This window comes from Winogradskyella sp. PG-2 (assembly GCF_000828715.1).
Taxonomy (GTDB): Bacteria; Bacteroidota; Bacteroidia; order Flavobacteriales; family Flavobacteriaceae; genus Winogradskyella.
Genome location: NZ_AP014583.1, coordinates 2,187,018 through 2,199,388 on the forward strand (window position 1 = coordinate 2,187,018; position 12,371 = coordinate 2,199,388).

A 12,371-nucleotide genomic window follows, 5' to 3' on the forward strand; every position below is an offset into this window, starting at 1 on the left:
CTAATGAAAGTTTCAATTATTACAGCAACTTATAATAGTGAAGAGACCATAAAGGATTGTATGAATTCGGTTCTTAATCAAACCCATGATGATATTGAGTACATTATCATGGACGGTGGATCCGAAGATAATACTGTCGCTATTATAGAAAAAGCAGCAAAAACAAATCCATCTATTTTTTTTAAATCTGAACCAGATAAAGGAATCTACGACGCACTTAATAAAGGAATCGCGTGGGCACAAGGCGAAGTGATTGGATTTGTGCATTCCGATGATTTTCTCGCCAATAATGATATTATAAAAGATATTGTTGAAACGTTTAACAAAGAAAATTCAAACGGTGTTTATGGAAATTTACACTATGTGGCTTTTTATAATACTGATAAAATCATAAGAAATTGGGTAAGTAAGCCCTACAATAAAAAATTGTTAAAGAAGGGCTGGATGCCAGCACATCCCACTTTATTCCTCAAAAAAGAAATATACGATACTTATGGTTTATTTAATATGAGCTATAAAATTGCAGCTGATTACGATTTTATACTCCGTGTTTTTCAGCAAAAGGATTTAAAATTTTCGTATATAGATAAAACTATTATTAAAATGCGTGTTGGTGGCGCTAGTAATGGTAGTTTTAAAAATATTGTCCAAAAAACTAAAGAAGATTTAAAAGCTATAAAGGAAAATAACGTTGGAGGTTTTGGTACAATTATATTAAAAAACATTACTAAGATTAAACAATTTATACCGAAGAACTGATGTCTTAATTATCTTAGCGATTATATAGCAATGTTTTGTTTTTATTTTAGATATTTGCGTTGAACTTGTTATGGTGGTAATATGATAAGAGAATTACTCGAAAACTTTAACCCTCAAGATTATGTAGGGATACTCGTATTAATTACTGTCTTTATAGCAATGATTGTCTCTATAGCCAGCTATCCAGCAATAATCAATGTAGCTACGGCTAAAAATTTAATGGATGACTCTGATTCTAGGAGTAGCCACTCAGGAAAAGTCCCTAATTTAGGCGGTATAGGTATGTACATCGGTATTGTTATTGCAATAACAATAATTGGAGCATTATTAGATACTAAGAGTCTATTACTAATACTTGGATGTATTACATTGCTATTCTTTTTAGGTTTAAAAGACGACATTCTTATACTTTCTCCTCGTAAAAAATTCACAGGTCAGCTTTTTACAGCATTGTTATTAATCATTTTTACTGATACGCGTATCTTAGGCTTATCAGGGATCTTAGATATAACTATAATGCCATATTGGATTTCTGTAATTTTCACTTTATTTGTGTATTTACTAATAATCAACGCATATAATCTTATAGATGGCATTGATGGTTTGGCAGCAATGTTAGCTTTAATGGCTAGTACTGCTTTTGGTTATCTTTTTTATAAAGATGGAGATATTAGCATGGTGGTTTTGGCAGCAGCAGTTATTGGTGTAATTATTCCCTTCTTATTTCTCAATTTCTCTAAGCAAAATAAGATGTTTATGGGTGATACTGGGTCAATGATTTTAGGGTTTATAATAGCCGTCTTTGCTGTACGATTTATTGATAATTCTGAAGGTGTAATTTCTAGTACATATCGTAAATCTTCCCCAATAATAGCATTATCAATATTATTTTTTCCATTGTTAGATACGCTTCGTATTTTTTTTATCAGGTTAGTCGTTCATAAGACTAGTCCATTCGCAGCCGATAAAAATCATTTACATCATCGTTTTTTAAGTTTAGGCTTTTCCCATATTAAGACGACCATAACTGTAGTTGGGTTAAATATTGTTCTTATATTATTGGCTTTGTATTGTAAAAATATGGAAATACATATGCAATTAATGATTTTACTCATTAGTGGAACATTAATTTATTCACTCTATTTTATCTACAATTGGATCAAAGAATTGCAGAAAGAATAATCTTGTCAGATAAATAAATTATAGCCAAGTAGACTATTGCTTTGTCAGTAGTTTATTTGCTCTTATATTTGCGGCGATACTAAATCTTTTAACATGATTAAAAAATTTATATATTTTTTTTATATAGTTATGGTTTTTTCTTGCGCGAGCAAAAAAGAAATTTTGTATTTACAAGATATAGAACAATTTTCAAATAAAGATATTATATATTCTAATGCAGTCATTCAGCCTAATGATGTATTGAGTATAACGGTAGGAGCTTTGATACCAGAATCAGCAATTCCTTACAATAAAGTGAATAATAATAGTGGAGGAGCAAGTGTGGAGTTAATGCAATTACAAGGTTATTTAGTCTCGGAAAATTTAACGATTAACTTCCCTGTATTAGGTAGGCTATCAGTTGCTAATAAAACTACACAAGAGTTTGCTGACTATTTAAAAAAGAGTTTAGAGGAAGGTGGACATATAAAAAATCCAGATATAGACGTTCGTTTAATTAATGCTAAAGTTACAGTTTTGGGGCAGGTTAACCAACCAGGAACATTTAACTTTACCGAACAAAATATTACATTATTACAGGCAATAGGTTATGCAGGTGATTTAACAATTAATGGTAAGCGAGATGATATTATTTTAATGCGAGAAGAAAAAGGTGTTCGTCAAATAACACATATAGATTTAACTTCGGCAGATTGGTTAAACGGCCCATATAATTTCATAAAGCCTAATGATGTCATTGTGGTAAATCCTAACAATCCAAAAGTGAAAAGCGCAGGGTTTGTAGGTAATGTCGGAACTTTAATTTCTGTAGTTTCCATTCTGTTCTCGACCATCGTATTAATAACAAGGTAAATATGAGCGGTATTAAAGAATCAACAGCGATAAAAACCACAGATCAAGGGGAGTTCATTAAAAAGGAAATAAGAAAGTACTTAAGGTATTGGATTTGGTTTGTTTTTGGCCTAATATTATCTTACAGTGTCGCTTTTTTATATTTAAGGTATACACCAAAGGTATATAAATCTAGTGCTAAGATTAAAATTTTAAATAAAACAAAAGGTCTAGAGATGCCTTCTTCAGCATTTGTTTTTAATCGTTCTAATATTAACTTAGAAAATGAAATTGAAATTTTAAAATCTTACCGTATTATCGAACAAGTAGTTAAACGAATCGATTTAACACAGAGGTTTTATGAAGAAGGTAATGTGTTAACTACAGAGATTGATCGTTTACCTTTTCAGTTCCTAAGAAAAATTGATAATGATAGTGTAAGAGGAAGCTCTTCTTATAACATTAGCATTACACCTGATGCTTTTGAGATTACTGTGGGTAATAAAACAGATCTTTTAGTATTTACTGATTTTGATACAACAAAAACTACGCACAATCTCCCATTTGAATTAAGCTTAAATAATAAATCAAAAATTTCAGATTTACAAGGAAAAACTTATATAGTAAAGTTTGCATCTGCAAGTGCAGTGACTAAGAGTTTAAAGGGGGGTGTTACTATTAATATGGTGGGTAAAGGTAGTGATTTACTACAATTAAATTATAGTAGCCAAAGTATTGGTAAGAATGAAAGAATCTTAAACACGTTGATTGATGTTTTTAATGAAGACGGTATAAATGACAGACAAGAAATTTCTCGTAGAACCATTGACTTTATAGAAGAACGTTTTCTATTGTTAGCTGAAGAATTAGATTCAATTGAGATTGGAATTAAAGATTTTAAACAAAAGAATAATTTAATTACTGTTGAGTCTGATGCAGAATTAGGTTTGTCACAACGAACTCAATCTGAGGAAGAATTGTTCGATGTTGAAGGTCAATTAATGCTATCTGATTTATTAAAAGAAACTTTAAGTGCCCCAAATAATACCAAGTCAGATTTATTACCAGCAAATATTGGGCTTTCAAATACAAGTATTAATGGCTTAGTTAGTAACTATAATTCCCTTGTTTTTGAACGTGATAATTTAGCAACAAGTGCTGGTAATAATAATCCAAGCGTTATTATATTAAATGAAAGGCTATCAGATTTAAAATCTAATATTAATACATCTATAGCATCTTATAAAACCCAGCTTGAGGCATCTAAACAGCAATTGATTCGTAAAAATCGTAAGTTCTCATCTCAAGTTTATAGCTTGCCAGCTAAAGAAAAAACAATTCTCGAAATTAAAAGACAACAAGAAATTAAGCAAAGTTTATATCTTTTTTTACTTCAAAAAAGAGAAGAAGCGGCGATTAATTTAGCAATTACGGAGCCTTCTATTAAAGTTGTTGAATACGCTATCTCTGGTGGTAATCCAATTTCACCTAATTCTAGAAGTACATATTTATTGGCTCTTGTGGCTGGTTTACTTATTCCTTTTGGAATAATTTATGCACTGTTGCTTTTAGATACTAAGGTAAAAGGGCGTGAAGATGTTGCTCAAATTAGTTCTAAAGTCCCTATAGTAGGTGAAATTCCTAAAGTAAAATCCGACAATCTTATATTTAAAGATCCTGAGGATAAATCTGTATTATCAGAAGCATTTCGAATTTTAAGCTCTAATGTTAATTATATTTTACCAGTTAAAGAAGGTGATAAGGGAAAAGTGATTTACTGCACTTCTACAATAAAAGGGGAGGGAAAGACCTATATAAGTATTAACCTGTCTTTAGCATTATCTAGTATTAATAGGAAGGTGTTGCTAATTGGAGCGGATTTAAGAAATCCTCAAATTCATTCACACATTAAACAAGACAAACATAAGCCTGGATTATCTAATTACTTGCACGATGTTAATTATGACTGGAAAGATGCGTTGATTCAGGGTTTTGATAAACATAGTAATCACGATATTATTTTATCTGGAAGTATTCCTCCAAATCCTGCACAACTTTTAACAAATGGTCGTTTTAAGAAGTTAATAGAAGAGGCTAAAGACGTATACGATTATATTATTGTTGATACAGCTCCTACCATACTCGTAACAGATACGATGCTGATATCACAATTTGTAGATGCAACTATTTATTTAGTAAGAGCCAATTATACTGAGAAGAATTTATTGAATTTTTCTAAGGATTTACTCGAATCTGGTAAGTTGAAAAATATAGCTTATGTACTTAATGGTGTAGAGACTAATAAATCATATGGTTACGGTTATAACTATGGTTATAACTATGGTTATGGATCTAAATCTAAATAATTAGTTACTTATCATTAGCAATAGACTTTAAATTCTTAATTGTTGTTGTAGGATTAACACTTTTAAACACATGACTACCTGCGACAAAAGTATCTGCACCAGCTTCTACAAGCGCTTTAATATTTCTATCAGTAACACCGCCATCAATTTCAATCCGTGTGTTTAAATCCTGTTCTCTAATCATTTGGCGAAGTCGTTTTACACGCTTGTATGTAATGTTTTCAAACTTTTGACCTCCGAAACCTGGATTGATTGACATTAATAATATCATAAAACATTCTGGTAGAATGTCTTCTAAAACAGTTAGAGGAGTAGTTATATTAAGTACAACACCTGCTTTACAACCTGCATCTTTAATTTGTCTTAAAGTTCTATGCAGATGAACTGTAGATTCGTAATGTACGGTGATGATATCAGCACCAACCTTAGCAAATTCTTCAATATAACGTTCTGGTTTTTCTATCATTAAGTGAACGTCTAATGGCTTAGTAGCATGTTTTTTGATTGCCGCTATAACTGGCATTCCATAAGAGATGTTAGGTACAAAATGTCCATCCATAACATCAATATGAAACCAGTCCGCCTCACTATTATTTACCATTTCTGTATCACGTTGAAGGTTGCCAAAATCGGCAGCAAGCATTGAAGGAGCAATTAATTTTGAAGCCATTATATAGAAGTTCTGTTTGGTTTGGGTAAAGATAAATAAAAAATGAAGTTTCTTCTGTTTTGAGTTGATAGGATGTTATAAAAAGTGAACCCACGGTAATCAGCCGTGGGTTCTTTCATCAATCAAAAAACGAACAGTTATGTTTTGTAACTGTTGTTACCTTTATTAGATTAGTCATATAATATATAAATTCCTAACCCAATTATATTTTATAGTATTTAAATTAAAATCACTTCTCAAAAATAGTGAATTTTTATTTACTCGCAATAATTGATGTTTTTGAGTTAACCTAAGTATGTTTTCAATATTTTACTTCTAGAGGTATGTTTTAACCTTCTAATCGCTTTTTCTTTAATTTGTCTTACACGTTCTCTAGTTAAATCAAATGTTTCACCAATTTCTTCTAAGGTCATCGGATGCTGGTTTCCTAACCCAAAATATAAACGTATAACATCTGCTTCACGTGGTGTAAGTGTTTCTAGAGCACGCTCTATTTCAGTTCGTAATGATTCGTGTAATAAATCTTTATCTGGGTTTGGAGACTCACCACTACGTAATACATCGTATAGGTTAGAATCCTCACCTTCAACTAAAGGAGCATCCATACTTACATGCCGACCAGAATTTTTCATGGACTCCTTAACATCGTTAATAGTCATATCTAATTCTTTAGCAATCTCTTCTGCAGATGGAGGACGCTCGTGACTTTGCTCCAAAAAAGCAAACGTCTTATTTATTTTATTTATTGAACCTATCTTGTTTAAAGGTAGACGCACTATACGAGACTGTTCTGCCAATGCTTGTAAAATAGATTGTCTAATCCACCAAACAGCATAAGATATAAATTTAAAGCCACGTGTTTCATCAAAACGTTGAGCCGCTTTAATTAAACCTAAATTACCCTCATTGATTAAATCGGGTAATGTAAGCCCTTGATTTTGATACTGTTTAGCAACAGATACAACAAAACGTAGGTTAGCTTTTGTTAATTCTTCTAATGCACGTTGATCACCAGCTTTAATACGTTGGGCCAATTCAACCTCTTCGTCTGCTGTAATCAAATCTACCTTGCCAATTTCTTGTAGGTATTTGTCCAAAGATGCAGTTTCCCTGTTGGTTACCTGCTTGGTAATTTTAAGCTGTCTCATTTAATTTTAAGATTTGTGGTATTTCATACAACACTACGTTGTTTTTATTATACGTACGAAATTGATGAAATGTTACACAATAATACAATATTTTTTAAAGTTAAAGCACTTTGTCGTAAAAAAAACACATTTCGTCGATGTTTATTTGAACTATATTTGTTCTGATTACTCAAAATCAAAAATGTCATTATCGAGTCGTATTCGAGTTTTAAGTTTATTTATTTTTTGATGCATACGGTTAAAAAATAGTGCTCTATCTTTTTCACCTGCATTAACCAAAAGTTTAGAAATGCTCATTTGTTTTTCAAAAAACTCAAACATAAGTTCACATGTAGATTGATGTTCTATTTTGAAATAGCTAATTACAGTAAAAGGTGTGAAGAATACTTTCTGCATTGGTGTTTTCACCATAATGGTATTGCTCATGGTATGAATATCATTAACATATAGTTTATAAGTGGATTTGTTTTTAGATCCAATTAGGGATTGTTTAATAGCTTGCTCTTCTACATGTTTAATAACATCTTCAATATCGTCGCAAATAAGAAGTGCTAAATCTTTAGATAACATACCTGCTTCAAAATAATATAAAACTTGCTGAAGTGATCCATTAATAGTAGTGTTGTTCCAGATTTCAGTAATGTTAATATTCTTATATACTTCACCTAATTTAAACGCACTTTCTAATAAACTATTTGGAATAGTATTTACAAAATCATCAAAAGATACTTTTTTCTTGGTCATATTAGTGTCTACATCTTTTAACCATACATAAATTTTATAACGCGACAAGTACGAATCTTTAAGTGTATGAAAAAGAGGAATATCTTTTGCCGAATAAATAATGGATGAATTTTTAAGTTTAGTTAAAGGGAACACACTATTGTATGATTGATTTAACCAGATTTCTAATCCTTTTTCATTATGAATTGGTGGAGATAAATCAGTTAATATGGTATTGGTATTTCCTACCTCAAATAGCTTGTTGAGCGATATCTTATAGTGTTTGGCAAGTTTCACACCTTCTTCTAGCGTTAAATTTGTCTTTAAATTAACTCTTCTATAAGCAGCATCATAGCCAATATCCAAAACTGTAGCAATTTCATCTACAAATGAGGAATTAGAATTACTCTTTTCTTTTAAATGGGTTATAAAGATGTTTTGCATTTTATGAGTTTTTTTAAGCTTAAAATAATAATTATTTGTAAAAATTACAAAAATTATAGTCTACAATCGATATTATCATTATAACACTATTAAATATCACAAGTAATTTAGAGTTTGTAAATCTATCTAAACTTTAAAAAAATGAAGTGTTTTAAGAAATATAAAGTAAAGTTGTATGGTCTTATATAGGCCTAATTATTATGACCTCTTGTGGGAAAAGAGTTTATACTAGTGGGACTTATGGTTCAATAAAATCATATACGGCAAAACCAGAATACAGAGATGAAAATAAAAAGGCCACTTATGTATCTTTAGATGCAAGTTTTGGCAGCCATGATATTGATGAAAATATAAAGGATAAAAAAACTTAATTTCAATGAATGCGCATAGAAGTATTACACGTAAGTACTTCAACTTTTATTATGGTTTAGGTGGTACAATCGGTAAGTATAAATTTGATAAACCAATAAATGAAACCGTAAGTAATAATCCTAAGACATTTTATAACCTTAATTCTAAAACAGGGATTAATTTAAATTTGCCAACCAAAAAAATGGATTGGCGAGTTATAGGTATAGAACTTACATACAATTACGAATTTGGACCATATCAAAATGCATTAGAAAATGTTAGAAATAGTAATGAGGATCCTTCACTATTAATATTTAATAAAAAATCTATACTAGCTTATAATTTTGGTTCTGAAGCTGTTTTTAAATTGACTAGTGGAAACACATTTAGTTTTGGATATTATATAGGCGAATTATTGAATAGAACAGATAATTTGAAAGGAATGAATACAACATTTATGGCCACATATATGAGTTATAAGATAAAAAAAATTACGCTGTCTTTTTTAAGTGAAGGTGGTCAAGCTAATATTAGTTCATCCAAGTTTGGGTTAAGTTATCAGTTGTTTTAGTTATAAAAGGAATTTAAAGATTAAAATTATGAAAATCATCAAAGAAAGAATTCAGTTAGTAAGTAATGCATTAATAGTTTTAATTCTCTTTCAAAGTTGTAGAGTGTATCAAAGAGAAAACGTGTCATTAGATAAAGCTGTCACTGAGCATAAGAGAGTGAAGATAAAAACCAAAGATGGTCAAATATTAAAATTTAAAAGAATTCTTTTAGATAATAGTCAATTCTATGGAGTAAAAAAGGTAAAAGGTAAATATACGCGTGTCTTAATCCAACCAAATGACATTCAATCATTACGACGACACAATAAGACTATGTCTATAATTTATGGAACAGGTATTGGAATTTTAGTTTCTGGATTTGTCACCTTTTTTATTATAATTACTTCTTGGAATGGTCCAAGTATTGATGGCTCAATAAGAAGCCCAAATTAATGTAATGAAAAGCCCATCGAATTTTGATGGGCTTTATTATTCTATTCATTAAGATTCAAAAAGAATTAATCTTCCTTTTTATCTTCCCTTGGTTTTTTATCGTCTCTACGATTATCTCTTCCACGATTATCTCTTCCACGATTATCACGACCACGATTGTCTCTACCTCTATTATCTCTTCCACGATTGTTATCTCTTGCTGGACGCTCTACATAACCTTCTGGTTTAGGTAAAATAGCCTTCCGAGATACCTTTTCTTTACGTGTACGTTTGTCTATACCAAAGTACTTAACATCAAATACATCTCCCATGTTTACTACATCAGATACATTTTCTGTACGTTCCCAAGCTAATTCAGATACGTGTAATAATACTTCGTTTCCTGGCGCTTCCATATATTCAACAACAGCTCCAAAATCTAACATTTTAATCACTTTCACTTCGTAAACGCTGCCAACTTCGGGTTTAAATAAAATAGCATCAATTTTTGCCATAACAGCATCAATACCACTTTTACCTACACCTAAAATTTCAACAATACCTTCTTCAGTCACTGGATCTTCGTTGATAACGATAGTTGTCTCAGTTTCTTTTTGCATTTCTTGTATTACTTTTCCACCAGGCCCAATTAAGGCTCCAATAAATTCATTAGGTATACGTCTCGTAATCATTGTTGGTGCATGATCTTTAACTTCTGCGTTAGGAGTAGCAATTGTGTCCGTTAATTTTTCTAAGATATGTAAACGACCATCACGTGCTTGTTGTAGTGCATTCACTAAAATCTCGTACGATAAACCTTTTACTTTAATATCCATTTGACAAGCCGTAATACCATCTGCAGTACCAGTAACTTTAAAATCCATATCTCCTAAGTGATCTTCATCACCTAAAATATCAGATAATACAGCATATTTTCCAGAATCAGCGTCTGAGATTAATCCCATTGCAATACCAGAAACAGGCTTCGTCATTTGTACACCAGCATCCATCATAGCCATTGTGCCAGCACAAACAGTTGCCATAGAAGACGAACCGTTAGATTCTAATACTTCAGACACGACTCTTACTGTGTAAGGACAATCATCTGGCACCATACCTTTTAATGCACGTTGAGCTAGGTTACCATGACCTACCTCTCTACGAGATGTTCCTCGGATTGGTCTAGCTTCTCCTGTACAAAAAGGTGGGAAGTTATAATGTAAATAGAAACGCTCTTCACCTTCTTGAGATGGCATATCTATTTGGTTTGCATCTCTAGATGTTCCTAAAGTAACAGTAGCTAATGCTTGAGTTTCACCTCGTGTAAAAACTGAAGAACCATGTGTTGATGGTAAATAATCTACCTCACACCAAATAGGTCTAATATCTGTAGTTTTACGGCCATCTAAACGTAAGCCTTCGTCTAAGGTTAAATCTCTAATCGCGGCTTTTTCGGCTTTAGAATAATATTTAGAAACTAAACCACCATAATCTTCAAGTTCTTCTTCAGAAAATGTTGCTTTGATTTCTTCTTTGATTTCAGAAAACGCCATTCCGCGTTCTTTTTTTGAAGAACCACCTTTAGCTATAGCATAGACTTTATCATATGCCATATCATGAATCTTTTTAGCTAAATCTTCATCTTCACGTTCTGGTTCATATTCACGAGTTTCTTTCTTACCGAATGCTTCAGCTAATCTTACCTGAGCAGCACATTGTACTTTAATAGCCTCGTGAGCAAACTTAATTGCATCTGCCATTTCTTCTTCAGAAATCTCATCCATTTCGCCTTCAACCATCATCACAGAATCAGCAGAAGCTCCAATCATCATATCGATGTCAGATTCTTCTAATTGAGCAAATGTTGGATTGATAATGAATTCTCCGTTAATACGACCTACTCTAGCTTCAGAAATTGGACATTCAAACGGAAAATCTGATAACTGAATAGCAGCAGAAGCTGCTAATCCTGCCATGGCATCTGGCATAACTTCTGGATCATGAGACATTAACTGAATCATTACCTGAGTTTCAGAGTGGTAATCTTTTGGGAATAATGGACGTAAAACTCTGTCCACTAAACGCATTGTTAATACTTCGCCATCACTTGGTCTAGCTTCTCTTTTAAAGAAACCACCTGGATAACGTCCTGCAGCTGCAAATTTTTCTCTGTAATCTACTGTTAATGGTAGGAAGTTAACATCTTTTTGTTCGTAATTGGAAACAACAGTACATAATAACATACATTTCCCTGATTGCACAACAACAGAACCATGAGCCTGCTTTGCTAATTTTCCGGTTTCGATAGAAATTTCTCTACCATCACCTAGGTCAATGACCTCTTTGTAAGTCTTTGGAATCATATAATTTTTTAATTCACACTTTGATATTAAACATCAAAGTTATTGTTAAACAATGGTCGTTGTGTTGTTGTGTGTAGTGTTGTTGACTTTAAAAGTCTGACCAATGAAAAACTGTATAAGCTTCTTCAATTCGAGTTTTAGACGCTTTCGATTGCGTTGTATTAAAATAAAAAACCACGCGTTTTGCGTGGTCTTTATATTGAGATTATTTTCTTAATCCTAATTCTTTAACTATTGCACGATATCTTAAGATATCTTTCTTAGTTAAGTAGTCTAGTAAAGCACGACGCTTACCAACTAACTTTACTAACGAACGCTCAGTATTAAAATCTTTACGATTTTGTTTTAAGTGTTCAGTTAAGTGATTAATTCTTGCTGTAAATAACGCGATTTGTCCTTCTGCAGAACCAGTGTCTTTTGCGCTTTTACCGTGTTTTTTGAAAAGTTTTTCTTTTCCTTTTTGATCTAAATACATGCTAATATTATTGTAAATGATTTTTATGTACTATGAAAGATTTTCTTTCAAGCGGCAAATATAGTACTTTTTTGTG

12 protein-coding genes are annotated in these 12,371 nt (G+C 31.7%); 7 read left to right on the forward strand and 5 right to left on the reverse strand.

Annotation, left to right across the window (positions count from 1 at the left end):
- Nucleotides 1–3 precede the first annotated feature (3 nt).
- From WPG_RS09655 to WPG_RS09670, 4 genes are all read left to right on the forward strand, one after another.
- On the forward strand, nucleotides 4–759 hold the full coding sequence (locus tag WPG_RS09655) for a glycosyltransferase family 2 protein (RefSeq protein ID WP_045471832.1): 756 nt from the start codon (nucleotides 4–6) through the stop codon (nucleotides 757–759).
- Between the two features lie 81 nt (nucleotides 760–840).
- Nucleotides 841–1,941, forward strand: a complete 1,101-nt coding sequence (locus WPG_RS09660) for an MraY family glycosyltransferase (protein WP_045471835.1) — start codon at nucleotides 841–843, stop codon at nucleotides 1,939–1,941.
- A 162-nt stretch (nucleotides 1,942–2,103) separates the two neighbouring features.
- Nucleotides 2,104–2,793: a polysaccharide biosynthesis/export family protein gene (locus tag WPG_RS09665; RefSeq protein WP_231850166.1), complete on the forward strand. Its 690-nt coding sequence runs from the start codon at nucleotides 2,104–2,106 to the stop codon at nucleotides 2,791–2,793.
- A 2-nt stretch (nucleotides 2,794–2,795) separates the two neighbouring features.
- The gene (locus WPG_RS09670) at nucleotides 2,796–5,138 is read left to right on the forward strand and encodes a GumC family protein (RefSeq protein ID WP_045471848.1); all 2,343 of its coding nucleotides are present in this window, start codon (nucleotides 2,796–2,798) and stop codon (nucleotides 5,136–5,138) included.
- A gap of 4 nt (nucleotides 5,139–5,142) precedes the next feature.
- Here the strand turns inward: WPG_RS09670 and rpe are convergent, their stop codons facing one another.
- From rpe to WPG_RS09685, 3 genes are all read right to left on the reverse strand, one after another.
- On the reverse strand, nucleotides 5,143–5,808 hold the full coding sequence (rpe, locus tag WPG_RS09675; RefSeq protein ID WP_045471856.1) for a ribulose-phosphate 3-epimerase: 666 nt from the start codon (nucleotides 5,806–5,808) through the stop codon (nucleotides 5,143–5,145).
- 284 nt (nucleotides 5,809–6,092) lie between these two features.
- Complete coding sequence (locus tag WPG_RS09680; RefSeq protein ID WP_045471859.1) at nucleotides 6,093–6,956, reverse strand: RNA polymerase sigma factor RpoD/SigA; 864 nt, start codon at nucleotides 6,954–6,956, stop codon at nucleotides 6,093–6,095.
- A 165-nt stretch (nucleotides 6,957–7,121) separates the two neighbouring features.
- Complete coding sequence (locus tag WPG_RS09685; RefSeq protein ID WP_045471861.1) at nucleotides 7,122–8,123, reverse strand: hypothetical protein; 1,002 nt, start codon at nucleotides 8,121–8,123, stop codon at nucleotides 7,122–7,124.
- Between the two features lie 200 nt (nucleotides 8,124–8,323).
- Between WPG_RS09685 and WPG_RS18210 the strand changes: the two genes are divergently transcribed.
- Genes WPG_RS18210 through WPG_RS09695 form a run of 3 tightly spaced genes read left to right on the forward strand, consistent with a single transcriptional unit; the run spans nucleotide 8,324 to nucleotide 9,478 of the window.
- Nucleotides 8,324–8,494 (forward strand): hypothetical protein, encoded by a 171-nt coding sequence (locus WPG_RS18210; RefSeq protein ID WP_171817170.1) that lies wholly within the window; start codon nucleotides 8,324–8,326, stop codon nucleotides 8,492–8,494.
- Nucleotides 8,495–8,499: 5 nt separating this feature from the next.
- On the forward strand, nucleotides 8,500–9,045 hold the full coding sequence (locus WPG_RS09690) for a hypothetical protein (RefSeq protein WP_045471864.1): 546 nt from the start codon (nucleotides 8,500–8,502) through the stop codon (nucleotides 9,043–9,045).
- 28 nt (nucleotides 9,046–9,073) lie between these two features.
- Nucleotides 9,074–9,478, forward strand: a complete 405-nt coding sequence (locus WPG_RS09695; protein WP_045471868.1) for a hypothetical protein — start codon at nucleotides 9,074–9,076, stop codon at nucleotides 9,476–9,478.
- 65 nt (nucleotides 9,479–9,543) lie between these two features.
- Here the strand turns inward: WPG_RS09695 and WPG_RS09700 are convergent, their stop codons facing one another.
- Both WPG_RS09700 and rpsO read right to left on the reverse strand, forming a co-directional pair.
- The gene (locus WPG_RS09700) at nucleotides 9,544–11,820 is read right to left on the reverse strand and encodes a polyribonucleotide nucleotidyltransferase (RefSeq protein WP_045471870.1); all 2,277 of its coding nucleotides are present in this window, start codon (nucleotides 11,818–11,820) and stop codon (nucleotides 9,544–9,546) included.
- Nucleotides 11,821–12,025: 205 nt separating this feature from the next.
- Nucleotides 12,026–12,295, reverse strand: a complete 270-nt coding sequence (gene rpsO, locus WPG_RS09705; RefSeq protein WP_045471874.1) for a 30S ribosomal protein S15 — start codon at nucleotides 12,293–12,295, stop codon at nucleotides 12,026–12,028.
- Between the last annotated feature and the right edge of the window lie 76 nt (nucleotides 12,296–12,371).